Genomic DNA, 25217 nt, shown 5'->3' on the forward strand with positions numbered 1-25217 from the left:
CAAGAGTCGTGCCCAGGTCAGCAGCAGCCTCCCCGGCTGCCGTGGCCTCCGCGGCCCGATTCACCCCATCCGCCCCCTCCGCCCCCATCCGCCCCCTCCGCCCCCTCGGCCGCCGTACGCACGCCCCACGCGCTCAGGACGGGGGCGCGAACCTCTTGCGCCAGGCCAGCGATACGTACACCAGGGCGATCAGGACCGGTACCTCGATCAACGGCCCGACCACACCCGACAGCGCCTGACCGGATGTCACACCGAACGTGGCGATGGCGACCGCGATGGCCAGCTCGAAATTGTTTCCGGCGGCCGTGAAGGCCAGCGTCGCGGTGCGTTCGTAGCCGAGACCGATGGCCTTGCCGAACAGGAACGTGCCGAACCACATCACCGCGAAGTAGGCCAGCAGCGGCAGCGCGATGCGGGCGACGTCCAGCGGCCGGGAGGTGATGGTTCCGCCCTGGAGCGCGAAGAGGACGACGATCGTGAAAAGCAGCCCGTACAGGGCCCAGGGGCCGATCCTCGGCAGGAACCTCGCCTCGTAGCCGTCACGTCCCATCCTCTTCTCGCCGATGCGGCGCGTGAGGAAGCCGGCCACCAGCGGGACGCCGAGGAAGACGGCGGCGTTGAGGGCGATCTTCGCCATGGAGATGTCGAGATCCTGGCCGTCGCCGAGCCCCAGCAGGCCGGGCAGCAGGTCGAGGTAGAACCAGCCCAGCAGCCCGAACGCGACGACCTGGAAGACCGAGTTGAGCGCCACGAGCACGGCGGCGGCTTCGCGGTCGCCGCAGGCCAGGTCGTTCCAGATGATGACCATGGCGATGCACCGGGCCAGGCCGACGACGATCAGGCCGGTGCGGTACTCGGGCAGGTCGGGAAGGAAGATCCAGGCCAGCGCGAACATGACGGCGGGGCCGACGATCCAGTTGACGACCAGGGACGACGCCATGAGCCGGCGGTCCCCGGTGACGGCGTCGAACCTGTCGTAGCGCACCTTGGCCAGGACCGGATACATCATGACCAGCAGGCCGACGGCGATCGGCAGCGAGACACCGCCGATCTCGACCTCGGCGAGAACGTCGTCGAGCCCCGGGATCAGTCGGCCGAGACCCAGCCCGAGCCCCATGGCGATCAGGATCCACACGGCCAGGAACCGGTCCAGCGTGGACAGTCCGGCGACGATCGCGCCGTCACCGTCACCGTCACCGCTCCGCGACGGCGCGGCGGCGGCGTCCGGCCCCGTCGCGGCCATCAGCAGGCCCGCTTCCGGCCGGTCTCGGCGGTCGTGCGCGCGGCTGCGGCCAGCTCGCCGAAGGAGCCGGCGAGCGCCTCGATGACCTCGGGGCGCAGCTTGTAGTACGTGAACCGGCCGCACGGCTCCGTCTCCACCACACCCGCCTCGCGCAGGATCTTCAGATGGTTGGAGAGGTTCGTCTGCCGCGCCCCCGTCTCGTGCACGAGGTGCGTGGTGCACAGGGTCTCGTGGGCGAGCAGGGTCACGATCTGCAGTCTGAGCGGGTCGGCGAGGACCCGGATCAGATCAGTGGTGGCTGACGTCATCATGGACTGATACTTTCACATCAGCGGTGAATGACGTCAGGGAATGCTGATGCACCACTTCCTCGCTCGTACGCCGACTCCCCTCCCGAGGCCCCTCACTCACCCCGACACGTCGCCCACTCCCGCATGGCGCTCACTTCTGATACCGCTCCCCCTCGTCCCACTCACCACCGATTCCGCCGTGTGACACGCCACGCGACAGGAGAGATCCCCGATGCCCGACAAGCCTTCCGTGCTGTTCGTCTGCGTCCACAACGCCGGCCGCTCCCAGATGGCCGCCGCCTGGCTGACCCACCTCGCCGGGGACCGCGTCGAGGTCCGCTCGGCGGGGTCGCAACCCGGCGACACCGTGAACCCGGCCGCGGTCGAGGCGATGCGCGAGGTCGGCATCGACATCTCCGCCGAGACCCCGAAGGTCCTCACGGCCGACGCGGTCAGCGGGTCGGACGTCTGCATCACCATGGGCTGCGGCGACACCTGCCCGGTCTTCCCCGGCAAGCGCTACCTGGACTGGAAGTTGGAGGACCCGGCGGGCCGGGACGTCGAGTCCGTCCGCCCCATCCGCGACGCGATCAGGAACCTCGTCGAGGGCCTGATCGAGGAGATCGCCCCGGTCACGCCGGAGTGACGCCCGCCGCCCCGGTCCACCGCTCCACCGCCGCACCGCCGCACCGCTTCACGGGCCCGACGGGCCTTCCGAACACGGCTGGCCCGCGCTCGACTAGCCCGCGCTCGGCTGGCCCGCGCTCGGCTCACCCTCGCTCGGTTCCGCCGCACCCGGCGTGGGGTAGGCGGGGACGTACGTCGAAGCCGGCCAGGGTTCGTACGCCGGCACGGTGCTCCACGGCGTGGGTTCGGGGGGCGCGAAGGGGCCCGCACGCTCCCGCATGAGGATCAGCATGACCACGGTGAAGAGCAGGGTGATCACGATCAGCGCGAGACCGACGGGGTTGCGGGGGTTGTAGACGTAGCGGCTCGTCCCCCACTTGCTCCGAATGAAGACTGGCTCATCGTCACGGTCCACAAACCGGATACTACGTCGAACACTTGAGCAGTCGAAGGGTGGCCGCCGGAGCGCCCGCCCCAAGGGCATGAAGGGCTGTCAGTCCCGGACCGTACGGTTCTCCCCGTATCGATGCGATGCGCTCATGTACGAGGGGGAGGGCCGACGCATGGCCAACGCTGCCGCCGCACGTCCAGTCGCCACGCTCACCGCACCGCTGGACCGCGCGCAGGACGCGGCAGACGCTCCGCGCCTCCTGCGGTGGCCCGCACAACGGCCGGACGGGCGCCCCGTACGGCGGCCGAGCGGACAGCACGCCCCCGGCGGCGCACCGCCCGCCTCCGACCGGTGTCTGCTCCTCCAGCGGGGCGACACCGAGTTGGCCGCCGCGTTCGTCTCCGTCGCCCCGGACACCGAACGCGCCCCGGTGATCCGTTTCCCCGCTCCCTGGCCCCGCACCTTCGGCACCTGCACGGTGGCACCGGGCGGCGATCTCGCGGTCTTCGCCGGAGTGCACGCGCTGCGCGCGGTGGACCCGACGGGCGCGGTGCGCTGGGAGGTCCGGCACGGCTGCTGGGACGCCGACTGCCCCACGCTGCACACCGCCTACGAGGAGTACGCGGCCGACCCTTCGCATCAGTACGCGAACAGCGGCTCGGCCGTCTTCTCGGCGGACGGGAGACTCGTGTGGGCCCACATCCGCGGCCCCGTGGCGGCGGCCGGACCGGACCCGGAGGCGCTGGACGAGTGGCTGGTCATCGACGCCGCCGACGGGCGGGTCCTCGGCCGGGCGGACGCGGAGACCGAGGCCGCGGGCTCGGACCACGTGCCGCACCCCGACCCTGCCCGTATGGGGCTGTGCGTCGGCGAGGGGCAGGACGGGGTACCGATGCTCTGGGGCCGGTGGGACGGCGCGAACCTCTCCGTCGAGCGGTTCTGCAACGACGAGCGGATCCTGACGGCGGTGAGTCCGTCGGGCGAACGCTTTCTGACGGTGACGCATGACGAGGAGACGCTCGGCGTGCACCGGGTCGACGACGGATCCGTACTGTGCGCACTCGACAGCGGCACCGCGATTCCCCGCCACCCCGGTGCCGATCCCGACGACGTGGACGCCGACGTGACCCTCTGGGACTACACGTGCGGTTTCCTCGGCGAGGGGACCGTCATCGCCGGTACGTCGGAGAGGGACGAGGAGTACGGCGAGCCGCGCCACTGGCTGGTGGGCGCGGGCGAGGCAGGGATGCGGGTGACCGCCCGGATCACGTACCCCTTCCCGATATCGGGCGGGGTCACGGCCCTCGGTGACGGCACCTGGTACACGGTGGCGGATTCGGGCGACGCCCTGCACATATGGAGCCGATGAGGCGGCGACCCCGCAGGCCCGCCACCCACCCTCCGTCCGTTCTCGTCCCCGTCCGCCTCATCCCCGCCCCCGTTCCCCGTCCGGATCCCGGCATCACGCGCCGGGCGGACGCCAGCCCGGATCCCGGCCGGTCAGCGCCAGCACCTGCTCGAAGGGGCCGGCCCCTACCGGCACGGGGTGGGGCTCGCCGAACACCTTCGCCTCCCGGGCCATCGGCGCCATCGCGGCCAGCCCGGGGCCGATCTCGTTCAGCACGGACTCGTCCGGAACGAACTCCTGGCCGGTGGCCCGCGCGAGGTCCCAGGCGTGAACGGTCAGATCGCCCAGCACCATGTTCCCGACGGTCCTGGCCGGGAGCCCCATGGCCCCCGCGGTCCCCTCGTCGGCCCCGGGCACGGCCCAGGCCGCCACCAGCTCGGCCGTCTCCTCGCCGAAGCGCGCCCGCCAGTCCCCCGTGACGGCGTCCGGCACCTCACCGAAGTCGACCTCCTTGCGGGCCGCCAGGGCCTGGAAGTTGACGACCACGTGGAACAGGTGGTTGATCAGGGCCCGTACGTCGTACTCCGCGCACGGCGTGGGGTCTCCCAGACTGCTGTCGTCGATCCCGGCCAGCACGGGAACGGCCCGCCCGGCAGCCGTTTCCAGCAACTCGCTGATTTTCTCCATCCTCCGACCTTGCACGCCGGCGCGCCCCCGTGCTTGAAGAAACGCGACACGGCTCCCACGGCGCACCGCGCCCACCGTAGGATCGCCGCCATGCCAGGTCCGCGACGCGACACCCGGGGCATCGTCGACGCCCCCGAACTCTTCGCGCAGGTACGCTTCCGCCGCCGCGAACCCGCCCCCGGACTGCGGCCGTACCTGGAGCACTACTGGCTGATCGACTGGGATCTGCCGGAGCCGTACGCCTCCCATCTGGTGCCGCACCCGTCCGTGAACCTGGTCTTCCAGCGGTACGGGACGGGGGTCGGCGAGGATCCCGGGGCCGCCGGGTTCGCCGAGGTGTCGGGCATCGGCCTGGAGCTCTTCACACAGAAGCTGGAGGGACGGGGCCGGGTCTGCGGAGTGCAGTTCCGGCCCGGCGGATTCCGCCCGTTCGCACCGGCCCGGCCGGTCTCCGAGTGGACGGGGCGGCGGCTTCCCGCCGACGAGGTGTTCCTCCCGCCCGCCCCGCCGTCGGCCGTGCTGGACCCGGCGGACGAGGACGCGCGGGTGGCGGCGCTCGACGCGTACCTGATGGCGCTCGGCCCGGAACCGGACCCGCAGGCCGACCGTGCGATGGCCCTGGTCGACCTGGTCCGCACGGACCGCACGGTGCGCCGGGTCGACGAGCTCGCCCGGATCGAGGGGGTGTCGTCGCGCTCGCTCCAGCGGCTCTTCGCCACGTACGTCGGCGTCGGCCCCAAGTGGGTCATCCTCCGCTACCGCATCCACGAGGCCCTGGAGCGGGCCGAGTCGGATCCGGAGGTGGACTGGGCGGCTCTCGCGGCGGAGCTCGGCTACAGCGACCAGGCCCACCTGATCAGGGACTTCACGGCAACGGTCGGCGTCCCCCCGACGGCGTTCGCCCCGCACCGGCCACAGAAGTCCAGCACCGAGACCACCGGCCGCACCGACACCGCCGACCACACCAACGTTGCCGACACCACCAACCGCCCCGACCGCCCCGAACTGTCGTAGACCCGCGGCGATCCCCCCGAGCCCTGCCCGACTGTCAGTGCCTCCTCCTACAGTTTTCGGCATGGAACGCACCGCTTCGTCGCCCGTACGGATCGAACCCTGGTCGGAGGCCGACCTGGAGCTGCTCCGCCGTGCCAACGCACCGGAGCTGATGGATCACCTGGGCGGTCCCGAGTCGGAGGAGCAGCTCATAGCGCGTCACGGGCGCTATGCGGCGATGAGCGCGGACCGTACGGGCCGGGGCAGGATGTTCCGCATCACCCTGGCCGACGGGGACGAGGCCGTGGGCACGATCGGCTTCTGGGAGCGGACCTGGCAGGGCCGGGAGGTATACGAGACGGGGTGGGCCGTCCTCCCCGGGTACCAGGGCCTGGGCATCGCCACGGCCGCCACAGCGGCCGTGGCCGAGCAGGCCCGCGCCGAGCACAAACACCGCTGTCTGCACGCCTATCCGTCCGTCGACAACGGCGCGTCGAACGCGGTGTGCCGCAAGGCGGGCTTCACCCTGATCGGCGAGTGCGACTTCGAGTACCCGCCCGGCCACGCGCTGCTGACGAACGACTGGCGGCTGGATCTCACCCCGGGTGGGGCGCGCTGACCTCAGTCCAGATCGAGGACCTTCTCGAAGTTGAACGCGCCGATGCTCAGCCGCTCCCGCAGATAGAAGCGGTGGGCGTCGGTGCGCTGCGTGCCCGAGTCCAGGTTGAGGTGCAGACAACCCGCCTCCCTGGCCCGCCCTTCGAGGTGCCCGAGCAGCCGACGGCCGACGCCGGTGGAACGGGACGCTTCGGCGGTGACCAGGTCGTCGACGTACAGCATCCGGATCCGGCTGGTGTTGTGGACGACACGCCAACCGGCCGCGCCCACGCAGGCGCCGTCGTCGTCGTAGGCGGCGCTGAACCGCAGTCCCTGCGGGTACCCCTTCTCATACACCTCCCGGAAGAGTTCCTCGGTGAGGTGGGGACGGAGTTCACGCAGGACGGGAAGCAGGTCGGCGGCCAGTCGGGCATCGCCGGGTTCGAGGTCGAGGATCTTCATGCGGGAACTGTAGGCACCCGGCGCCCGCCCGAAAACGTTTGACGGGCGGACCTTCCCTCAGGATATTCTCTGCGCCACGCAGTTTATGCGCGAAGCAGGTACATGCTCGGATCAGGCAGCTGGCCTTTCGGAGAGACCCCGGCGAGCCCCTCAAGGAAACGCCCAAGGAAACGCCCAGGGAAACGCCCGACGGGACACCCGGCGGAACACCATCAGAGGAGACCCCTCCCCATGCTCACTCTCGTCACCGGATGCCGCGGCCGCATCGGCGCCATGCTCGTCTCGCTTCTGCACCGGGACGGCCACGCCGTACGCGCCGCCTCCCGCAACCCCGACCGGCTCACCGGCCCGACCGCCGCCGCACGTACCGCTCCCCTCCCGGCCACGGCCGGCGCACTGCCCGCCGGCGTACCGGTCGTGGCCTGCGATCTCGGCGATCCGACCACCTTCGCGACCGCTCTCGACGGGGTCGACGCCGTTTTCCTCTACGCCGAGGCGTCCGGCATCGACGCCTTCCTCTCCGCAGCCGAGGCCGCCGGGGTCGGCCACATCGTGCTGCTGTCCTCCAGCTCGGTCCTCGCCCCGGACGCCCATGACAACCCGATCGCCGCCTCCCACCACGCGGTGGAGCGGGCTCTGACGGCCTCACCCCTCACCACGACGCTGCTCCGCCCGGGTGCCTTCGCGAGCAACGCGTACCAGTGGGCGCAGTCGGTACGGGCCCGCGGCTCCGTCGACCTCCCCCACCCCCGCAGCCACACCAGCCCGATCCATGGGACGGACATCGCCGAGGCCGCCCTCGCCGTTCTCACCGACCCTCTGCTGCGGAACGCGGCGTACCACCTCACCGGCCCCGAATCGCTCACCGCCACCGAGCAGGTCGGCCTGCTGGCGGCCGCATCCGGGCGCCCCATTGCCGTCAACACCGTGACCGGAGCGGCCTGGAAGGAGTCCGTGGCCCCCTTCGTTCCCGGGCCGATCGCCGACGCGCTGCTCGCCTACGCCGCCGCCGCGGACGGCTCACCGGCCGAGGTGACCGGCGATACGGAGAAGCTGACCGGCCGCCCGGCCCGCACCTTCGCCACCTGGGCCGAGGAAAACGCGGCCGCCTTCCGCCCCTGAGCCCTGCACCCCGGCGGCAGAGCCCCGTGACGGTGGCGCCCGCGCGGAAAGCCCTCGCCGACGCACCCCACTCGATGACATCCTGACGAGGTGAACGGACCGGAAATCCACCTCGAAGTCGCCCCTGAGCTGCGGCTCTTCGTCGCCCATGAACGCCGTCGGGGACGCTCGGCCGTGACCACCGACGGCTCGTCCACCCTCGGCCATGTCGTGGAGTCGCTCGGCATCCCGCTCACCGAGGCCGGGCAGCTCCTGGTCGACGGCCGGCCCGTATCCGTCTCACACATCCCGGGGGCGGGCGAACTGGTCGAGGTGCGCGCCGTGGAACGCCCGCAGCGCGTCCCGGGCGCGCCCCTGCGGTTCCTGCTCGACGTCCACCTCGGCACGCTCGCCCGGCGGCTTCGGCTGCTGGGTGTCGACGCGGCGTACGAGAGCGAGGACATCGGCGACGCCGCGCTGGCCGCCCGGTCGGCGGACGAGCGCCGCGTCCTGCTCTCCCGGGACCGCGGACTGCTGCACCGACGGGAGATCTGGGCCGGCGCGTACGTCTACAGCGACCGGCCGGAGGACCAACTCCGGGACGTGCTGGAACGGTTCGCCCCGCACCTGGCCCCCTGGACCAGATGCACCGCCTGCAACGGCCCGCTGAAGGCGGCCGACAAGGACTCCGTCAGCGGCCGGCTGGAACACGGCACCCGGCGCTCGTACGACGTCTTCGCGCAGTGCACGGAGTGCGACCGGGTCTACTGGCGGGGCGCCCACCACACCCACCTGGACACGATTGTCACGAAGGCGCTCCACGACTTCGCGCCCACCTCCCCGGACGACGCCCGGGAAACCGGCCAGGAGAACGGCCGGGAAACCGGCCGGGGCAGGGGCGGGGCACCATCGAGCCCGCCGGCCTTCGACCCGGAAGCCTCACGATCCCCCAGCAGCTCGGAACCCTCAGGAGCCCCAGGAACCTCAGAGCCCTCAGGAGCCAATGACTGACGGGCCGCCCTCCCGCAACGCCGTGACCTGCCGCGCGCTCAGCTCGGCGGTCCGCCGCATATGCGCGATGAGCAGCGCCACTTCGTCATCGTCGTACGCCTCGAACATCGCCGCCCACGCCCCGTTCAGCCGCCCCCACACCGCACCGATCTCCGCCATCCGCTCCGGAACGGTCGTGACGAGCACCCGCCGCCGGTCGGCCGTGTCCCGCTCGCGCGTCACGTAGCCGCCCCGCTCCAACCGGTCGACCAGCCGGGTCGCCGACCCGGTGGTGAGCCCGGTCAGCTCGGCGACGCGCCCCGTGGTGACCGGGGCTGCCTCCAGACTGAGCAGGTTGAGGCACTGGAGATCCGTCGGATGCAACCGCAGGTGGTCCGCTACGGCCTGATTGAAGAGGGCGTACGCGGCCATGTAACGGCGTGACTCGACGGTCAGCTCGGCCATCAGCGCACTGCGGCGCCCCCGGGACTTCTGCGGCATGCAGAAAGTGTACGAAGCAGATGCTGCGGGGCGTCCGGCAGCTCGATCACCGCAGCCGACCGTCGCACCCTCGCCACCGGGTCGCCGACCGCCCCGGCCGCCGCCCGCCGCCCCGGGCCACCGTTCCACCGCCACCGCCACCGCCACCGCCACCATCGAACGGCCATGACCAGCACGTTCGACAGATGCCTCTACAGATGCCCTTAAGGCCGCTCGGCGGTCAGGTAGCGCTGAATGGTGGGTGCGAGCCAGGCGATCACCTCGTCGCGCGGCATCGAGACGGCAGGCTCGATGCGCAGGACGTACCGCGCAAGCGCCATCCCCAGAATCTGCGAGGCGACGAGGGCCGCCCGGCGCGGTGCGGCGGCCGGGTCGGGGCAGACACCGGCCGCCATCGGACCGATCTGCTGGGCGAAGACCTCCCTCATCCGCTCGGCGCCGGCGTCATTGGTGACGCCCACCCTGAGCAGGCCCGTGAGCACGTCGTCGCCCTCCCACCGGTCCAGGAAGTGCGCGACGAAGGCGGCGCCGATGTGCTTGTCCGGTATCGCGCCCAGCTCGAAGATCCGCAGGTCGATCACGGACGCCGCAGCGAAAAGCCCCTCTTTGTTGCCGTAGTAGCGCATGACCATCGACGGATCGATATTCGCGTCGCGGGCGATGGCCCGGATGGTGGCGCGCTCGTACCCGTCGGCAGCGAACCGCTCACGCGCAGCTTCGAGGATCGCAGCCCGGGTGGCATCCGAGCGGCGGGGGGCGGCGGGCTTCGTCTTCATGCCAACAAATGTAGGCCAACACCTGTTGACACGCCAACTGTGCGGGAGCTACGGTTGCCAACAAGTGTTGACCAACGCTTGTTGGCACGAAGGTGACCGCTGACGAACGGGCACAGGAGGCAGACATGACCACCACCCCGAGCACCGCACCCGACACCGACACCAGCACCGGCACCATCGACGTACTCGTCGTGGGCGCAGGCCCCACCGGCCTGCTGCTCGCCGGCGACCTGGCCGCCCAGGGCCTCTCGGTCACGCTCGTGGAGCGCCGCCCGCACGAGACCAGCAACATGACGCGCGCCTTCGCCGTACACGCCCGCACACTCGAACTGCTCGACAACCGCGGCGTGGCCGACGAGCTCATCAAGACGGGCACATCCCTCTCCGCCCTGCGCTTCTTCGGCAAGGTCTCGCTCGATCTCTCCCGGCTGCGCACCCGCTTCCCCTTCGTGCTGATCACCCCGCAGTACGAGGTGGAGCGCCTGCTGGAGCGCCGCGGCCGCACCGCGGGCGTCCATTTCCGGTACGGCACGGAGCTGACGGCGCTCCACCAGGACGCCGCATCGGGGACCGTCACCGCCGAACTGCGCGAGGCGGACGGCAGGGCGACCACGCTCAGCGCCCGCTACCTCGTCGGTACCGACGGAGTGCGCAGCCGGGTGCGCCAGGCACTCGGCCTTCCCTTCCCCGGGGAGGCCGTCATCCGGTCGATCGTCCTCGCCGACGTCCGGCTCACCGAGGAGCCGCCCGACCTCCTGACGATCAACGGCGTAGGGGACGCCTTCACCTTCATCGCCCCCTTCGGCGACGGCTGGTACCGCGTGATGGGCTGGACCCGCACCCACCAGCCCGCCGACAGCGCCCCCGTCGACCTCGACGAACTCCGCGCGATCACCCGCCGCGCCCTCGGCACCGACTACGGCATGCACGACGCGCGCTGGATCTCCCGCTTCCACAGCGACGAACGCCAGGTGCGGGCCTACCGCACCGGCCGCGTCTTCCTCGCGGGGGACGCCGCCCATGTCCACTCACCCGCAGGCGGGCAGGGCATGAACACCGGCCTCCAGGACGCGGCCAATCTCTCCTGGAAGCTCGCCGCCGTACTGCGCGGACACACGGCCGCCCCGGAGGCACTGCTCGACAGCTATCACACCGAACGGCACCCGGTCGGCACCATGGTGCTCCGTTCCAGCGGAGCAATCCTCCGCCTCGCCATGGCCCACACCCCGCTCCAGCGAACGGTCCGGGCCTTCACCACCACAGCGCTGTCCATGATCCGGCCCGCCTCCGACAAGACCATCGGCCTGGTCTCCGGCATCTCGATCGCCTACGCGGCCCCGCGCGGGGCCCACCCACTCACCGCGAAGCGCGCCCCGGACCTGAGTCTGCGGGAGGGCCGCCTCCACCAACTCCTGCGCGATGGCGCATTCGTCCTCGTCACCCCCACCGAGGCCGCCGCTCCACCCTCATCCATCCCGTTGGTGCACGCGCATTGGCGCAGCGACCGCACGACCACCCTGCTGATCCGCCCGGACGGCTACATCGCCTGGGCGAGCGACCGTTCCGACCCGGCAGCCCTGCGGGCCGCGCTCACCTTATGAGCACGCACCCCGCGCCGAAGCCCACCGCAGCACACCGTTCCGCGCTGCCCTGCACCCGCGGCGCCCGTCCCTCCGACATCACCGACGACATCGTCGGCATCGCCGACCGCCGGGGGTCAGAAGACGTACTCGTCCCCGGTGGCCGGAGCCAGCACCTCGTGGTCGTTGTTCTTCGGGTTCCGATCGGTCGCTCCGCCGTTCCACAGCGTGTCGACCCGCACGACGACCTCGTCCGGCCGCCCCGCGAGCTGCAGTTCGAGAGCGAGCTGCCGCCCCTCCGGCACGTCCGTGCGCAGCTCGCCCGTCCGACACAGCACGGTCTGCCGGTCCGCCTGCAGACAACTCTCCGGAAACTCCTGGCGCCCGGAGAGCGACAGCGACGTACGCACCCGTACGGTCACACCGGCCAGGTTCGACGGTCCGTGGTCCACGCTCTGCACCCAGACCCCGAGCCCCGAACCCCACAGCGAGACATGGCCGTGGTGCGACACATCCGCCTCGGGCGCGATGCCCCCGGTCACCGAACCGGTCACCATCCTGTCCCCAGCCCCGGCCACGGCCACGGCCCTAGTCGTATCCGTATCCGTATCCGTATCCGCAGCACCAGCCGCGCCACACATTCCCAGCCCCACGGCCAAAGCCATAGCCATCGCCGCCGCCGCGGTGGTCACCACGGGCGCGGCTCTACGTGTCACTACCATGCCCTGAAGATACAGATCACCCCGAAACATCCACATTTCACCACGAGTTCGGCGCGCCTCTCCCTCGCGACCTCCCGGGGCCTCCCAGGACCTCCCTGCGCCTCCCCGGACCTCCTTGGGCCCCCAGTCGCCCCCGACCGCTCCCCCTGCCTCCTCCCCCTGCCTCTTCCCCCTGCCCCCTCTGCCTCGCCCTCCGCTTTCCATGACACGCTGCGTCCATGGCCGTCGCTCGCTCTGTCGCTCTGTTCGTCGTCGCCGCGCTCTTCGAGATCGGCGGTGCCTGGCTCGTCTGGCAGGGCGTACGTGAGCACCGCGGCTGGAGCTGGATCGGTGCGGGCGTCCTCGCGCTCGGCGCCTACGGTTTCGTCGCCACACTCCAGCCGGACGGCGAGTTCGGCCGCATCCTCGCCGCGTACGGCGGTGTCTTCGTCGCGGGCTCGATCGCCTGGGGCGTTGTCGCCGACGGCTACCGCCCCGACCGCTGGGACGTGACCGGCGCGCTGATCTGCCTGGCGGGCATGGCCGTCCTCATGTACGCCCCCCGCAACCACTGACCGCACGCCTGCCTATCCTGGCCCCGTACCGATCAGCTGCCCGAGGAGTCCGTCATGGCTGCCACCCCGATCGCCGTCATCACCGGAGCGAGCAGCGGCATCGGCGCCGCGACCGCCCGACAGCTGGCCGCAGCCGGCTACCGCGTCGTCCTGACCGCCCGCCGCAAGGACCGCATCGAGGCGCTCGCCGCCGAGATCAACGAGGCGGGCCAGCAGGCAACCGCCTACGCCCTGGACGTCACCGACCGCAACGCGGTGGACGAGTTCGCCACGGCGTTCCGTACCCTCGCCGTCCTCGTCAACAACGCGGGCGGCGCACTCGGTGCCGACCCCGTCGCCACCGGCGACCCCGCCGACTGGCGCCAGATGTACGAGACGAACGTCATCGGCACACTCAACGTCACCCAGGCCCTGCTCCCCGCACTCACCGCGGGCGGCGACGGAACGATCGTGATCCTCTCCTCCACCGCGGGCCTCTCCACGTACGAGGGCGGCGGTGGCTACGTGGCCGCCAAGCACGGCGAACACGTCCTGGCCGAGACTCTCCGGCTGGAGATCGTCGGCACCCCGGTCCGCGTCATCGAGGTGGCCCCCGGCATGGTCAAGACGGAGGAGTTCGCCACCACCCGCTTCCGCGGCGACACCGAGAAGGCGGAAAAGGTGTACGCGGGCGTCGAGGCCCCCCTCACCGCCGACGACGTGGCCGACACCATCACCTGGGCCGTCACCCGCCCCAGCCACGTCAACATCGACCTCCTGGTGGTCCGGCCCCGCGCCCAGGCCTCCAACTCCAAGGTCCACCGCACCGCCTGAGCCCGGCGGTCACCCGAGGGCCCGGAGCGAGCAGCCCGAAGGGCCCCGGACGCGCATCCCGCGCCCGGGGCCCTCGTTCCGCACGCATGAATCCACACGCGCGAATCCACACGAGCGAATCCGCACGCGCGAAGAAGCCTCAGCCCTTCACGCACACCACCTGCTTGAGCTTGGCGACGACCTCCACCAGGTCCCGCTGCTGCTCGATGACCTGCTCGATCGGCTTGTACGCGGCCGGAATCTCATCCACCACACCGGAGTCCTTGCGGCACTCCACACCCCGCGTCTGGTCTTCCAGGTCCTGCGTCGAGAAGCGCCGCTTCGCGGCGTTCCGGCTCATCCTCCGGCCGGCTCCGTGCGAGGCCGAGTTGAAGGACTTCTCGTTCCCGAGGCCCTTCACAATGTACGAGCCGGTGCCCATCGAACCCGGGATGATCCCGAAGTCCCCGGAGCCCGCGCGGATCGCTCCCTTCCGCGTGACCAGCAGGTCCATGCCCTCGTACCGCTCCTCCGCCACATAGTTGTGGTGGCAGGAGATGACCGGCTCGAAGGTGACCTTGGCCTTCTTGAACTCCTTGCGGACCACGTTCTGGAAGAGCGCCATCATGACGGCGCGGTTGTGCTTCGCGTACTCCTGCGCCCAGAACAGGTCGTTCCGGTACGCCGTCATCTGCGGGGTGTCGGCGATGAAGACGGCCAGGTCCCGGTCGATCAGATCCTGGTTGTGCGGCAGTTTCTGGGCCTGGCCGATGTGGAAGTCGGCCAGTTCCTTGCCGATGTTCCGCGAACCGGAGTGCAGCATCAGCCAGACGGAGCCCGATTCGTCGAGGCAGAACTCGATGAAGTGGTTGCCCGATCCGAGCGTTCCCATCTGCTTCGTGGCCCGCTCCTGACGGAACTTGACCGCATCGGCCACTCCGTCGAACCGTCCCCAGAAGTCCTCCCACCCCTTCGCCGAGAGGCCGTACAGCCGGTCCGGGTCCACGGCCTCGTCATGCATGCCGCGGCCCACCGGAATGGCCTGCTCGATCTTCGATCGCAGCCGGGACAGGTCACCGGGGAGGTCGTTGGCCGTCAGGGACGTCTTCACCGCGGACATCCCGCAGCCGATGTCCACGCCGACCGCCGCCGGACAGACCGCGCCGTGCATCGCGATGACCGAACCGACCGTCGCCCCCTTGCCGAAGTGGACGTCCGGCATGACGGCGAGCCCCTTGATCCAGGGCAGGGTGGCCACGTTGCGCAGCTGCTGCATCGCGACGTCCTCGACCGAAGCCGGGTCCGCCCACATGCGGATCGGGACCTTCGCGCCCGGCACCTCTACATACGACATAGTTCCTCGATACCCCCGAAAAGCCTGAAAGCGCAAAACCGGTGCCAAGGTCGGCAAATGAGTTGGTCGACCGGCAATCGCAGCGGCGCGTGCGATAGACATTGTGTCCACCGGTCGCCATCGAGCGACAACCGTTTTTCGCACGAAGGGAGCCCAGGACCGTGCGACGAATGGCGTACGTGCCCGGCATCGCGCTCATGGCAGCGCTTGTCGTCGGCTGCAGTGCCAGCACTGGAACGGGCGGCTCCGCCCCCGACAGCAAGCCCGGCGAGGCGACGGTCGCCGCCGCGGCCCCCGGCAAGTACCGCACGCTCCTCGACCCTTGCCGCGCCGTTGCGCCGTCCTCCCTGAAGGACCTGCTCCCGGGCGCCGCCGAACTCCCCGAGGACCAACGGCAGAAGGTCTACGAAGGCGCGGCCACCGTCACCTACGACACCGACCGCCGGGTCGGCTGCCGCTGGAAGTCCGAGGCCCCCGGCTCCTCGCACACCCTCTTCGTCGACTTCGAGCGGGTCGTGTCCTACGACCCCTCGGTGAGCGACGACGACCGCGCGCGCGAGATCTACGCGACGAAGGAGGCCGCCGCCGGTCTGTCCTCGGACGCCGACGCCGCCACTTCCGGCAGCGCGAAGAAGAAGACGCTCCCCGCAACGGATCCCGCATCGGATTCCACGTCGGATCTCGCAACGGAATCCGCAGCGGATTCCGCGTCGGGACCCGCCTCGCACGACGCCCTGTCGGGCCCGGCCGCCAAGGGCAAGAAGACGGACAAGCCCACGGACGACGGCACCGACGGCGGCAAGACCGACGACGCCGGCACCGGTACGGCCGGCAGTTCCGGCGACTCCGAGGGGTCCGACGAGAGCCTCCTGCCGCGCACCCTCGACGGCCTCGGCGACAGCGCGTTTCTCAACGATCTGCTCACCCGGGCAGGCTCCACCGCGAAGAACCGCACGGTGAGCGTGGTATTCCGCACATCCAACGTCATCGTGACCATCCAGTACACCGAGCAGCCGACCGTCTCCACGGTGGTCCCCGACAGCAAGGAACTGCAGGAGAGGGCCCAGTCGCTGGCCCAGAAGCTGGTCGACAAGTTCAGCGAGTAGCCCCGCCCGGAGCATTCGGACCGGCTGCTCCCCCGCCCGCCGAGCGCGCGACCGAGGCGGCATCCGGTCGCCGTCCGTCGTACCGTGGGCCCTCCGGAAAACCCGCCGGAACGTCCGCCGCCGCCCCCGGCAGCCCGCCCGCCGCGCCACCCGAGTGAAGGAACCATGCACCGTTCAGCCCCGCGACTCACCCGCATACTCGCCTGCGCCGCCGTTCCGGTCATGCTCGTCGTCGCCGGCTGCTCGTCGGACTCCGGCGACAAGGACAAGAAGGACTCGTCGGGTTCGTCCTCGTCGTCCACGGCACCGAGTGCGAAGAAGTCGGAATCGACTGTCGAGCCCGCCAAATTCACCGCCCTGCCCAACCCGTGCAAGTCGATCGGCTCGAAGACGGTCACCTCCCTGGTCCCCAAGACGAAGTCCAAGGGCGGAACCACTGCCAACTCCAGCGACACCGCGTACCGCGCCGGCTGCTCCTGGAACGGCCTCGACGACAAAGGCGTGAAGGGCTCCCAGTACCGCTGGCTCGACGTCGGCTTCACCCGCTTCGACTCGGACCAGGCCCTGGGCAGCGGTGCCACGCGCGCGCAGCAGGACTACACGAAGCAGGTTGCCAAGGCCAAGGCGGCCGAGGGCGCGAAGAAGGTCGCCGAGGCGTCCGTCCCCGGTATCGGCGAGCAGGCCACCAAGATCACGTATGACCTCGCCAAGACGAGCGAGGACTTCAAGTACGCGACGATCGTGGCCCGTACGGAGAACGTCGTCGTCACCCTCACCTACAACGGCGCGGGTTACGCGGGCGCGAAGACCCCGTCCGCCGACGACATCCTGAAGGGCGCCGAGAAGGCGGCGAAGGAGGCGGTGGCCTCGGTCGCCGCCGCCACCGCCGCCGACTCCAAGCCGGACGCCCCGAGCGGGTCCGCCGAGCCCGGCGCGTCGTCGAAGGCGAGCGAGAAGGCCACGGAAAAGAAGACGAGCTAGCCGACCCTGCGGGGCACGGCGGAGCGCCGCGGAACGCACCCCCAACGCCCCTGTCCAGCAGCGGTTTCACGAAGCCCGGTCCTCCCCCGAGTACCGGGCTTCGCCCCTCCCCGCGCAACACGCCGCGCCCTCATGTGCCAGGCTGTGCCCGCCAGAAGTCGAAGCAGGACGCCCATGCAGAGCGCCGGGGCAGGCGTCGGATACGGGAGACGGGGAGGGGAACGCGGGTGGCCGCGATGCAGCTGACACGCACGCACCGGATACTCATCGGGCTCGTGGTCGCCGGTGCGGTGCTCATCGCCGCGATCGGTTTCGCGGGTTCGTACGCCGCGGTGCGCGAGCTTGCGCTGCAGAAGGGCTTCGGGGACTTCTCGCTGGTCTTCCCGATCGGCATCGACGCGGGCATCTGTGTCCTGCTCGCCCTGGATCTGCTGCTGACCTGGCTGCGCATCCCGTTCCCGCTGCTGCGCCAGACGGCCTGGCTGCTGACCGCCGCGACGATCGCCTTCAATGGCGCCGCGGCCTGGCCCGACCCGCTCGGCGTCGGCATGCACGCGGTCATCCCGGTGCTGTTCGTGGTCTCCGTCGAGGCCGCCCGGCACGCCGTGGGCCGGATCGCCGACATCACCGCCGACAAGCACATGGAGGGCGTGCGGCTCACCCGCTGGCTCCTCTCCCCCGTGCCGACGTTCCGGCTCTGGCGCCGCATGAAGCTCTGGGAACTCCGTTCCTACGAGCAGGTCATCAAGCTCGAACAGGACCGGCTGATCTACCAGGCCCGCCTCCAGGCCCGCTTCGGCCGCAACTGGCGCCGCAAGGCACCCGTCGAGTCCCTGATGCCGCTGCGCCTGGCGAAGTACGGCGTCCCGCTGGCCGAGACCGCCGCCGCCGGCCTGGCCGCCTCGGGCATCGAACCGGCCCTGCTGCCCCCGGCCCCGGCCCAGGCCCTGTCCGCGGCAGAAGTGGACGAGTTCCCGCCCGAATTGCCGTACGCCGAACACCACCCGCGACAGGACCCCCAGCAGCAGCACCCGCCAGAGCAGGAACAACAACAGCAGGAACAGGAACAGCAGCAACAACAACAAGAACAACAGCAACAATTCGGACAGCAGCAGCCTCAGCACACCCACCCCTCCCACCCGGCCGCCGCCGAGGAGTGGCCCCAGGAGGGCCCCGGCTCGCACGAGAGCCCGTGGTTCACGGCGCCCCGGGTCCCGGACGACGCCTATGAGAGCGCGTACGACCCGGCCTACGTCGAAGGTCTGGAGCCCGCCCCGGTCATGGTCCCGCTGGGCCCCGGCGGCCGCACCCGTCCCCTGGGCAACGTGGGCACGATCGGCGCCGTCCCGGGCCCCCGCGCCGCGGAGCCCGAGCCGGGACTCCAGCAGGGCCCCCGGCAGGAACACCAGCAGGAGCCTCAGCCGGAACACCGGCCGGAACCCCAGCCGGAACCCAGGCCGATGCCTCAGCCCGAGCAGGACCCGGCGGAGTGGGCGCAGGAGGACGCGGAGTTCGCCGAGATCGCGTACGAGGTGTTCGCCGCGTTCGTGAACCAGCACCACGACTTCCCGAGCATCGAGGCCCTCGACATACACGTCTCGGACGGCCACAACGTCAGGCACCCGCGCAGCGCGGCACTGATCCGCCGTCTGATGCCGGAGTTCAAGAACCGCTTCCACGCGGAACTCGAAGCGGACCACATCGCGTAGTCGCGAAGCGCCACACCGCACCGCACCGCACCGCACCGGGCACCCCACCGCATCACACCGCCCCGCCCCGCACCCGACAACGGGCGGGTCCGACGCCCGGAGCCCGGCAACGGCGGAGGGCCGCCACCCGGTGATCCGGGTGACGGCCCTCCGTACGAGCACCGCCTACGCGCCCAGCAGCCTCCGCACCCGGTCCGCGCCCACGGCCAGCAGCAGCGTCGGCAGCCGCGGCCCCGTGTCCCGGCTCACCAGCAGCCGGTACAGCAGCGCGAAGAAGGACCGCTGCGCGGCCTTCAGCTCGGGCGTCGGCTTGGCGTCCGGCTCCAGGCCAGCCAGCGTCTTCGGCACCCCGTAGACGAGCGTGGTGAGCCCGTCCAGCGACCAGTGCGAGTCCAGCCCCTCCAGGAGCAGCCGCAGCGACTCCCGGCCCTGCTCGTCCAGCGAACCGAGCAGCTCCTTGTCCGGCTCGGCGCGGACGATGGTGCGGGCCTCGGCCGGGACCTGGCTGGTGATCCAGTTCTCGGCGCGGTCGAGACGCGGCCGGGCCTCGTCGAGCGAGGCCAGCGGGTTCTCCGGGTCCAGCTCGCTCAGGATGCGCAGCGTCTGCTCGTCGTGCCCGCCCGTGATGTCGACGACCGACGCGAGCGTGCGGTAGGGCAGCGGGCGGGGCGTACGCGGCAGCTCACCGGCGGCCGTGCCGATGGCCCGTGCGTACGCGGCGGCGTCGGCGGGCAGCACCGAGCCGTCGGCGATCTTCCGCGCCAGCGAGTCCCACTCGTCGTAGAGCCGCTGGATCTCCTGGTCGAAGGCGATCTTGAAGGACTGGTTGGGCCTGCGGCGCGCGTACAGCCAGCGCAGCAGCGGCGCCTCCATGATCTTCAGCGCGTCGGCCGGGGTCGGCACGCCGCCCTTGCTGGAGGACATCTTCGCCATGCCGGAGATCCCGACGAACGCGTACATCGGGCCGATCGGCTGCACGCCGTCGAAGATCTCGCGGACGATCTGGCCGCCGACGACGAACGAGGAGCCGGGCGAGGAGTGGTCCACGCCGCTCGGCTCGAAGATCACGCCCTCGTACGACCAGCGCATCGGCCAGTCGACCTTCCAGACCAGCTTGCCGCGGTTGAACTCGCTCAGCCGGACGGTCTCGGCGAAGCCGCAGGCCGCACAGGTGTAGTTCAGCTCGGTGCTGTCGTCGTCGTACGACGTGACGGTCGTGAGGTCCTTCTCGCAGTTGCCGCAGTAGGGCTTGTACGGGAAGTAGCCGGCCGAGCCGCCGCTGCCGTCGTCCTCGCTCGCCGCGCCGGAGCCCGCCTCGGCCTCCAGCTCTGCCTCGTCGACCTTCTTCTGCTGCTGCGGCTTCTTCCCGCCCTTGGCTCCCGCCGCGCCCGCAGCCGACGGGTCCTTCTTCGTCCGGTACCGGTCGAGGACGGCGTCGATGTCGCCGCGGTGCTTCATCGCGTGCAGGATCTGCTCGCGGTACGCGCCCGCCGTGTACTGCTCGGTCTGGCTGATGCCGTCGTACTCGACACCCAGCTCGTCCAGCGCGGCGGTCATGGCGGCCTTGAAGTGCTCGGCCCAGTTCGGGTGCGTGGACCCGGCCGGGGCGGGCACCGAGGTCAGCGGCTTGCCGATGTGCTCGGCCCAGGACTCGTCGACCCCCGGAACGCCGTTCGGCACCTTGCGGTAGCGGTCGTAGTCGTCCCAGGAGATCAGGTGCCGGACGGTGTAGCCGCGGCGGCGGATCTCGTCGGCGACCAGGTGCGGGGTCATGACCTCGCGGAGGTTGCCCAGGTGGATCGGGCCCGACGGGGAGAGGCCGGACGCGACGACGACCGGTTTGCCAGGCGCACGACGCTCCGATTCGGCGATGACATCGTCCGCGAAGCGGGAGACCCAGTCGGTCTCGGTGCTGCTCTGACTCTGAGCCACGGTCTGCACGTCCTTCTCTCTTGTAGGACTCGTAGGAACACCCTTGCGGGGCTCGTAGGGGCACCGCCATTCTCCCAGGTCCCACCGGCAGCGCGAAAACGGCTTTACTCACCGTGGAATACTGGGCGTGATCCCTTGTACCCCTACGGAAACGGCAGCCAGCCCATGGCCTCGGTCAATTCCCTCGCTTCCACGCTCCAGCAGCAGCTGGCGGACGCCCTGACGGCAGCTCTGCCGGATGCCGGCACCGCGGACCCGCTGCTGCGACGAAGCGACCGGGCCGACTTCCAGGCCAACGGCATCCTGGCCCTCGCCAAGAAGCTCAAGGGCAACCCGCGCGAGCTGGCGTCCCAGGTCACGGCCGCGATCCCGGCGGGCGGCCTGATCAAGGAGATCGAGGTCTCCGGCCCCGGCTTCCTGAATGTGACGCTCAGCGACAGGGCGATCGTCGAGACCCTCGCCGCGCGCGACGCGGACGACGAGGGCCGCCTCGGTGTCCCGTACAACAGCGCCGCGGGCACCACGGTCATCGACTACGCGCAGCCGAACGTGGCCAAGGAGATGCACGTCGGTCACCTCCGTTCCGCGGTGATCGGTGACGCGATGGTGCAGATCCTGGAGTTCACCGGCGAGACCGTGGTCCGGCGCCACCACATCGGCGACTGGGGCACCCAGTTCGGCATGCTCATCCAGTACCTGATCGAGCACCCGGGCGAGCTGAACCACGAGGGCGACGGCGGCGCGGCGGACGGCGAAGCCGCCATGTCCTCGCTGAACCGGCTCTACAAGGCGTCGCGGGCGCACTTCGACTCCGACGAGGAGTTCAAGGCCCGCTCCCGGGACCGGGTCGTCGCGCTCCAGGCGGGCGACGAGGAGACCCTGTCCATGTGGCAGCGCTTCGTCGATGAGTCGAAGATCTACTTCTACTCGGTCTTCAACAAGCTCGACATGGAGATCCGCGACGCCGACATCGTCGGCGAGTCCGGCTACAACGACATGCTGGAGGAGACCTGCCGCATCCTGGAGGAATCGGGCGTCGCCGTCCGCTCCGAGGGTGCGCTCTGCGTCTTCTTCGACGATGTGAAGGGCCCGGACGGCAACCCGGTGCCGCTGATCGTCAAGAAGTCGAACGGCGGTTACGGCTACGCGGCGACGGACCTCTCCGCGATCCGCGACCGCGTCCAGAACCTCAAGGCGAACACCCTGCTGTACGTGGTGGACGCGCGGCAGTCCCTGCACTTCAAGATGGTCTTCGAGACGGCTCGCCGGGCCGGCTGGCTGAACGAGGACGTCAAGGCCGTGCAGCTCGCCTTCGGCACGGTGCTCGGCAAGGACGGCAAGCCGTTCAAGACCCGTGAGGGCGAGACTGTCCGGCTGGCGGACCTGCTGGACGAGGCGATCGACCGGGCGTCCGCCGTCGTGCGCGAGAAGGCCCAGGACCTCACCGACGAGGAGATCGCCGAGCGCGGCGCGCAGGTCGGTGTCGGCGCGGTGAAGTACGCGGACCTGTCGACGTCGGCGGCGCGCGACTACAAGTTCGACCTGGACCAGATGGTGTCGCTGAACGGCGACACGAGCGTGTACATCCAGTACGCGCACGCCCGTTCCCGCTCCATCAAGCGCAAGGCCGGCGAGCTGAAGCCGCAGCCGCACCCGGAGCTGGAGCTGGCCCCGGCCGAGCGCGCGCTGGGCCTGCACCTGGACCAGTTCGGCGAGATCGTGGCCGAGGTCGCCGCCGCGTACGAGCCGCACAAGCTGGCCTCGTACCTCTACCAGCTGTCGTCGCTCTTCACGACGTTCTACGACCAGTGCCCGGTGCTGAAGCCCGAGGTTCCGGGCGATGTGGCCGAGAACCGCCTCTTCCTCTCGGACCTCACCGCCCGCACCTTGCACCAGGGCATGAAGCTGCTCGGCATCAGGACCCCCGAGCGCCTCTGACCGGGACGTCGGTCAGTCCGTACGCACCGGCCCGGTGGCCGTGACCGCCGGTCTCAGTCCGGGACCACCCACTGGGCCGTGTCGTACCGGTACCTGTACTGCGGCCGCGTCTTGATGCTGCTCGTACGGAACGGCTTCCCGCCGTCGTCGATGCGCAGCGTCCCCTCACGGCCGCCGCTGCTCCACTCCAGCTCCAGGTACCAGCTGACGTCGTGCCCTTCGACATGGGCGTTGAGGTCGAGGACCTCCACATCGGTGGAGGACACCCGGAACGGGAAGTTCTTCGGCGGCACCCGCGCATCCCCCTGCTGCCCCGCCACCGGGGTGAGGGTCGGCCGGCCGTCGTCGAGGTCGATGTCGAAGGACTGCGGGGTGATGCCGCTCCCGCAGCCGTCGCCCATCGAATACGCCGACCACGCCAGCGGCGCCTTCCGGGACAGCGTCCGCACATGCACTCCGTTCAGCACGACGGCCTGCCCCGACTTTCCCTGCACGGTGACTTCGAGCAGCATGTTGCCGCCGTCCACCCCGCCGAGCGCCCTGGCCCAGCCGCGGGTGTCCTGCGGCGGAGGCGGCGGAGGCACGTCGTTCGGCTTCTGGTCCAGCACGTAGTACTTGTCGCAGGGCTCTTCCCAGTTGTACGAGCTGATGGTGGCGGTCAGCGGCACGCCCCCGCTCTGCTGCCCGCCCGACCCGGCTCCCGTGCCGTGCCTCCCGGACGTGGCGGAGGCGCCGCCGGACGGAGGTGACGAGACGGTTGCCGAGCCGGACGGTACGGGCTTGTCCGACTTCTTCGTCCCACTGGGCGAGGGGGTGGCGCTCGCGCCGAGGCCCGGCCGGACCTGCGCGGCCCCGTCCGGGTCCTTCGCATCCACGACGGGGGCGTTGCCGAGATCGTCCGTGTCCTTACCCGACAGATTGCTGACGACGATCGAGGTCGGCACGGTCAGCGCGACGACGGCGACGGCCGCGAGCAGCACACGCGCCCGTGTGGAGGCCAGGAACCGCCGGGGCCGACTCGCCCCGCCGGTCAGGATCGCGGGTTCGGGCGTGATCTCGGACGCGTCGCCACCGGCCTCGGCCCCGGCCTCGGAGCCACGAACCGCCTCCAGACCCGCCTCCGGACCCGAGTCGGGAGCCTTGCCCGAAACCGCATCCGGCTCCGGCACCGGCTCCGGCTCCGCAGAAGCAGGCACAGGAGCAGGAGCAGGAGCAGGAACGGGAGCAGCCGCGGCAGGGCGCCGCCGGGCCGCATCCGCCACGATCCACCGCCGGTGCAGCTCCACCAGTTCGTCCGGGCTCGCCCCGCACAGCCGCCCCAGCCGCTCCACCGGCGCGTACTCGTTCGGCACCGCATCACCGTTGCAGTACCGGTGGAGCGTCGACGTGCTCACGTGCAGTCTCCCGGCGAGAACTCCGTAGCTGCGCCCCGAACGGTCCTTCAGTTCCTTCAGCAGAGCCGCGAAATCTCCGGCCTCCGGCGTCGCCACCTCGGCGTTCCCCCTCCTGGTCCGTCCCGGAACACCGTTCCAGGGACGTGGAATCTGCCCAGGTCACAGTACGCGCAGGCATTCCAGCTTCCCCAATGGGCTGTTCGGCGTTGCGGCCGGAATCCGCGGTCCCGCAATCTGTGGACACACCGCAGCGACCACCGGGACAACGCAGTGCGATTCCACTTCCGCATCGAGCTCGTCGACGCAGTGGCCATCGGAGTGTTGATCGTGTCCGCCGCGATCGTCATAGTCCTGATCTGCCACAACTGACCAACCTTCATCACCGGCCCACACACGGGGAGTACCACCACCATGCGCAACCACATCCGCACCACCGCCCTCGCCGCGACCGCCCTCCTGGCCGCCCTCTCGCTCACCGCCTGCGGCAGCAACGACGAAGCGAACGACAGCAAGGCAGGCGCGGCGGCTCCGGCGGCCAACGCCACCACCCCCGACACGGACAAGGACGCCAAGGACACCAAGGACGCCAAGGAGACCGGCAGCGGCACGGCCCAGGCCCCCGTCCAGAACGCCTCCACCACCTCCACCACCTCCAAGGGCTCCACCGGCGGCAGCAAGAGCGGGAAGAGCAGCGCCGGCAGCACCGGAAGCGGCCGCAAGTCCCCCGTCACCTGCACCGGCTCGAACACCAAGGTCACCGTCACCAAGGTGAGCCGCCCCATCAACCACCTGCTGCTCACGGCGACCAACACCGGCTCCGCACCCTGCTACGCCTACCACGCGCCGGCACTCGGCTTCGACGACGCCCAGGCCGCCTTCCCGGTCCTGCGCGACAGCATCCCGCAGGCCGTGGTCACCCTTGAGCCGGGCCAGTCCGCGTACGCCTCCATCGGGCTGTCCGGTGAGCCCGACGGGCAGGAGCTGCACAAGAGCGAGCACGTCACGGTGTACTTCACCGGCAAGGCCAACCAGGGCTCCACGGGCGCCCCGGCCAAGCTGAAGCTCCCCTCCGGCACCTCCTGGGGCGACAACGGCTTCGTCACCTACTGGCAGAGCGAGATGGACGATGCCCTCATGTACTGATCCCTC

Annotated in this window: 25 protein-coding genes; 14 read left to right on the forward strand and 11 right to left on the reverse strand. The window is 70.6% G+C overall.

All coding sequences use genetic code 11. The annotated features are described in order from the left end of the window. Positions 1-133: 133 nt before the first annotated feature. Together arsB and ACFVT1_RS17545 are read right to left on the reverse strand one after the other, a co-directional pair. The gene (gene arsB / locus ACFVT1_RS17540; protein WP_389796056.1) at positions 134-1243 is read right to left on the reverse strand and encodes an ACR3 family arsenite efflux transporter; all 1110 of its coding nucleotides are present in this window, start codon (positions 1241-1243) and stop codon (positions 134-136) included. Continuing rightward, entirely contained in the window at positions 1243-1554 is a 312-nt protein-coding gene (locus tag ACFVT1_RS17545) for an ArsR/SmtB family transcription factor (protein WP_389796058.1), read from the reverse strand. Before ACFVT1_RS17545 ends, arsB begins: the two co-directional genes overlap by 1 nt. A 211-nt stretch (positions 1555-1765) precedes the next feature. Here ACFVT1_RS17545 and ACFVT1_RS17550 point away from each other — a divergent pair, with 211 nt between their 5' ends. Further along, positions 1766-2179, forward strand: a complete 414-nt coding sequence (locus ACFVT1_RS17550; protein ID WP_389796059.1) for an arsenate reductase ArsC — start codon at positions 1766-1768, stop codon at positions 2177-2179. 93 nt (positions 2180-2272) lie between these two features. Here the strand turns inward: ACFVT1_RS17550 and ACFVT1_RS17555 are convergent, their stop codons facing one another. Continuing rightward, positions 2273-2575: a hypothetical protein gene (locus ACFVT1_RS17555; protein WP_389796061.1), complete on the reverse strand. Its 303-nt coding sequence runs from the start codon at positions 2573-2575 to the stop codon at positions 2273-2275. Positions 2576-2723: 148 nt separating this feature from the next. On the opposite strand from ACFVT1_RS17555, the gene ACFVT1_RS17560 reads away from it, so the two are divergent. Further along, positions 2724-3920: a hypothetical protein gene (locus ACFVT1_RS17560; protein WP_389796062.1), complete on the forward strand. Its 1197-nt coding sequence runs from the start codon at positions 2724-2726 to the stop codon at positions 3918-3920. A gap of 93 nt (positions 3921-4013) precedes the next feature. On the opposite strand, the gene ACFVT1_RS17565 is transcribed toward ACFVT1_RS17560, so the two are convergent. Continuing rightward, positions 4014-4586, reverse strand: a complete 573-nt coding sequence (locus ACFVT1_RS17565) for a TIGR03086 family metal-binding protein (RefSeq protein ID WP_389796064.1) — start codon at positions 4584-4586, stop codon at positions 4014-4016. Positions 4587-4676: 90 nt separating this feature from the next. Here ACFVT1_RS17565 and ACFVT1_RS17570 point away from each other — a divergent pair, with 90 nt between their 5' ends. Continuing rightward, positions 4677-5600: a DUF6597 domain-containing transcriptional factor gene (locus tag ACFVT1_RS17570; protein WP_389796066.1), complete on the forward strand. Its 924-nt coding sequence runs from the start codon at positions 4677-4679 to the stop codon at positions 5598-5600. 61 nt (positions 5601-5661) lie between these two features. Continuing rightward, positions 5662-6198, forward strand: coding sequence for a GNAT family N-acetyltransferase (locus ACFVT1_RS17575; RefSeq protein ID WP_389796069.1), 537 nt, complete (start codon positions 5662-5664; stop codon positions 6196-6198). A gap of 2 nt (positions 6199-6200) precedes the next feature. On the opposite strand, the gene ACFVT1_RS17580 is transcribed toward ACFVT1_RS17575, so the two are convergent. Then, a complete protein-coding gene (locus ACFVT1_RS17580) occupies positions 6201-6638 on the reverse strand; it encodes a GNAT family N-acetyltransferase (RefSeq protein ID WP_389796071.1) in 438 nt (145 codons plus the stop codon). 231 nt (positions 6639-6869) lie between these two features. On the opposite strand from ACFVT1_RS17580, the gene ACFVT1_RS17585 reads away from it, so the two are divergent. Then, positions 6870-7760: an SDR family oxidoreductase gene (locus tag ACFVT1_RS17585; RefSeq protein WP_389796073.1), complete on the forward strand. Its 891-nt coding sequence runs from the start codon at positions 6870-6872 to the stop codon at positions 7758-7760. A 90-nt stretch (positions 7761-7850) separates the two neighbouring features. Beyond that, positions 7851-8750 (forward strand): Mut7-C RNAse domain-containing protein, encoded by a 900-nt coding sequence (locus ACFVT1_RS17590; protein ID WP_389796075.1) that lies wholly within the window; start codon positions 7851-7853, stop codon positions 8748-8750. Here the strand turns inward: ACFVT1_RS17590 and ACFVT1_RS17595 are convergent. Both ACFVT1_RS17595 and ACFVT1_RS17600 read right to left on the reverse strand, forming a co-directional pair. Further along, the gene (locus tag ACFVT1_RS17595) at positions 8733-9230 is read right to left on the reverse strand and encodes a MarR family winged helix-turn-helix transcriptional regulator (RefSeq protein ID WP_389796077.1); all 498 of its coding nucleotides are present in this window, start codon (positions 9228-9230) and stop codon (positions 8733-8735) included. The two genes, ACFVT1_RS17590 and ACFVT1_RS17595, sit on opposite strands and share 18 nt — an antisense overlap. A gap of 203 nt (positions 9231-9433) precedes the next feature. Next, complete coding sequence (locus tag ACFVT1_RS17600; protein WP_389796079.1) at positions 9434-10006, reverse strand: TetR family transcriptional regulator; 573 nt, start codon at positions 10004-10006, stop codon at positions 9434-9436. 125 nt (positions 10007-10131) lie between these two features. Here ACFVT1_RS17600 and ACFVT1_RS17605 point away from each other — a divergent pair, with 125 nt between their 5' ends. After that, on the forward strand, positions 10132-11607 hold the full coding sequence (locus ACFVT1_RS17605; protein WP_389796082.1) for an FAD-dependent oxidoreductase: 1476 nt from the start codon (positions 10132-10134) through the stop codon (positions 11605-11607). 116 nt (positions 11608-11723) lie between these two features. On the opposite strand, the gene ACFVT1_RS17610 is transcribed toward ACFVT1_RS17605, so the two are convergent. Further along, entirely contained in the window at positions 11724-12128 is a 405-nt protein-coding gene (locus tag ACFVT1_RS17610) for a hypothetical protein (RefSeq protein ID WP_389796084.1), read from the reverse strand. Positions 12129-12526: 398 nt separating this feature from the next. Between ACFVT1_RS17610 and ACFVT1_RS17615 the strand changes: the two genes are divergently transcribed. Next, complete coding sequence (locus ACFVT1_RS17615; protein ID WP_389796087.1) at positions 12527-12862, forward strand: YnfA family protein; 336 nt, start codon at positions 12527-12529, stop codon at positions 12860-12862. A 54-nt stretch (positions 12863-12916) separates the two neighbouring features. Next, positions 12917-13675 carry an SDR family NAD(P)-dependent oxidoreductase gene (locus ACFVT1_RS17620; RefSeq protein WP_389796089.1) on the forward strand — a complete coding sequence of 253 codons (759 nt, stop codon included), beginning with the start codon at positions 12917-12919 and terminating at the stop codon, positions 13673-13675. 139 nt (positions 13676-13814) lie between these two features. Here the strand turns inward: ACFVT1_RS17620 and ACFVT1_RS17625 are convergent, their stop codons facing one another. Next, a complete protein-coding gene (locus ACFVT1_RS17625) occupies positions 13815-15008 on the reverse strand; it encodes an RtcB family protein (protein ID WP_389796091.1) in 1194 nt (397 codons plus the stop codon). A gap of 170 nt (positions 15009-15178) precedes the next feature. Here ACFVT1_RS17625 and ACFVT1_RS17630 point away from each other — a divergent pair, with 170 nt between their 5' ends. The 3 genes from ACFVT1_RS17630 to ACFVT1_RS17640 all read left to right on the forward strand — a co-directional run bounded on the left by ACFVT1_RS17630 (position 15179) and on the right by ACFVT1_RS17640 (position 18804). Next, entirely contained in the window at positions 15179-16114 is a 936-nt protein-coding gene (locus ACFVT1_RS17630) for a DUF3558 domain-containing protein (protein ID WP_389796093.1), read from the forward strand. 165 nt (positions 16115-16279) lie between these two features. Further along, positions 16280-17095, forward strand: a complete 816-nt coding sequence (locus ACFVT1_RS17635; RefSeq protein ID WP_389796095.1) for a DUF3558 domain-containing protein — start codon at positions 16280-16282, stop codon at positions 17093-17095. 236 nt (positions 17096-17331) lie between these two features. Then, positions 17332-18804, forward strand: coding sequence for a DUF2637 domain-containing protein (locus ACFVT1_RS17640; RefSeq protein ID WP_389796098.1), 1473 nt, complete (start codon positions 17332-17334; stop codon positions 18802-18804). Between the two features lie 165 nt (positions 18805-18969). Here the strand turns inward: ACFVT1_RS17640 and lysS are convergent, their stop codons facing one another. After that, complete coding sequence (gene lysS, locus ACFVT1_RS17645; RefSeq protein WP_389796101.1) at positions 18970-20745, reverse strand: lysine--tRNA ligase; 1776 nt, start codon at positions 20743-20745, stop codon at positions 18970-18972. Between the two features lie 156 nt (positions 20746-20901). Here lysS and argS point away from each other — a divergent pair, with 156 nt between their 5' ends. Next, a complete protein-coding gene (gene argS / locus ACFVT1_RS17650) occupies positions 20902-22674 on the forward strand; it encodes an arginine--tRNA ligase (protein WP_389796103.1) in 1773 nt (590 codons plus the stop codon). Between the two features lie 53 nt (positions 22675-22727). Here argS and ACFVT1_RS17655 read toward each other — a convergent pair whose 3' ends face one another. Then, complete coding sequence (locus ACFVT1_RS17655; RefSeq protein ID WP_389796106.1) at positions 22728-24164, reverse strand: helix-turn-helix domain-containing protein; 1437 nt, start codon at positions 24162-24164, stop codon at positions 22728-22730. Between the two features lie 315 nt (positions 24165-24479). On the opposite strand from ACFVT1_RS17655, the gene ACFVT1_RS17660 reads away from it, so the two are divergent. Then, positions 24480-25211, forward strand: coding sequence for a DUF4232 domain-containing protein (locus ACFVT1_RS17660; RefSeq protein WP_389796109.1), 732 nt, complete (start codon positions 24480-24482; stop codon positions 25209-25211). The last annotated feature ends 6 nt before the right edge of the window (positions 25212-25217 follow it).

Source organism: Streptomyces sp. NPDC057963, from assembly GCF_042887155.1.
Taxonomy (GTDB): domain Bacteria; phylum Actinomycetota; class Actinomycetes; order Streptomycetales; family Streptomycetaceae; genus Streptomyces.

Coding starts and splice junctions, on each gene's coding strand:
- ACFVT1_RS17545 (WP_389796058.1), bottom strand. CDS start 1,554: ATGATGACGTCAGCCACCACTGATCTGATCCGGGTCCTCGCCGACCCG.
- ACFVT1_RS17660 (WP_389796109.1), top strand. CDS start 24,480: ATGCGCAACCACATCCGCACCACCGCCCTCGCCGCGACCGCCCTCCTG.
- ACFVT1_RS17615 (WP_389796087.1), top strand. CDS start 12,527: ATGGCCGTCGCTCGCTCTGTCGCTCTGTTCGTCGTCGCCGCGCTCTTC.
- ACFVT1_RS17605 (WP_389796082.1), top strand. CDS start 10,132: ATGACCACCACCCCGAGCACCGCACCCGACACCGACACCAGCACCGGC.
- arsB (WP_389796056.1), bottom strand. CDS start 1,243: ATGGCCGCGACGGGGCCGGACGCCGCCGCCGCGCCGTCGCGGAGCGGT.
- ACFVT1_RS17620 (WP_389796089.1), top strand. CDS start 12,917: ATGGCTGCCACCCCGATCGCCGTCATCACCGGAGCGAGCAGCGGCATC.
- ACFVT1_RS17625 (WP_389796091.1), bottom strand. CDS start 15,008: ATGTCGTATGTAGAGGTGCCGGGCGCGAAGGTCCCGATCCGCATGTGG.
- ACFVT1_RS17640 (WP_389796098.1), top strand. CDS start 17,332: ATGCAGCTGACACGCACGCACCGGATACTCATCGGGCTCGTGGTCGCC.
- ACFVT1_RS17565 (WP_389796064.1), bottom strand. CDS start 4,586: ATGGAGAAAATCAGCGAGTTGCTGGAAACGGCTGCCGGGCGGGCCGTT.
- ACFVT1_RS17550 (WP_389796059.1), top strand. CDS start 1,766: ATGCCCGACAAGCCTTCCGTGCTGTTCGTCTGCGTCCACAACGCCGGC.
- ACFVT1_RS17570 (WP_389796066.1), top strand. CDS start 4,677: ATGCCAGGTCCGCGACGCGACACCCGGGGCATCGTCGACGCCCCCGAA.
- ACFVT1_RS17580 (WP_389796071.1), bottom strand. CDS start 6,638: ATGAAGATCCTCGACCTCGAACCCGGCGATGCCCGACTGGCCGCCGAC.
- argS (WP_389796103.1), top strand. CDS start 20,902: ATGGCCTCGGTCAATTCCCTCGCTTCCACGCTCCAGCAGCAGCTGGCG.
- ACFVT1_RS17585 (WP_389796073.1), top strand. CDS start 6,870: ATGCTCACTCTCGTCACCGGATGCCGCGGCCGCATCGGCGCCATGCTC.
- ACFVT1_RS17600 (WP_389796079.1), bottom strand. CDS start 10,006: ATGAAGACGAAGCCCGCCGCCCCCCGCCGCTCGGATGCCACCCGGGCT.
- ACFVT1_RS17635 (WP_389796095.1), top strand. CDS start 16,280: ATGCACCGTTCAGCCCCGCGACTCACCCGCATACTCGCCTGCGCCGCC.
- ACFVT1_RS17630 (WP_389796093.1), top strand. CDS start 15,179: ATGGCGTACGTGCCCGGCATCGCGCTCATGGCAGCGCTTGTCGTCGGC.
- ACFVT1_RS17560 (WP_389796062.1), top strand. CDS start 2,724: ATGGCCAACGCTGCCGCCGCACGTCCAGTCGCCACGCTCACCGCACCG.
- ACFVT1_RS17595 (WP_389796077.1), bottom strand. CDS start 9,230: ATGCCGCAGAAGTCCCGGGGGCGCCGCAGTGCGCTGATGGCCGAGCTG.
- ACFVT1_RS17575 (WP_389796069.1), top strand. CDS start 5,662: ATGGAACGCACCGCTTCGTCGCCCGTACGGATCGAACCCTGGTCGGAG.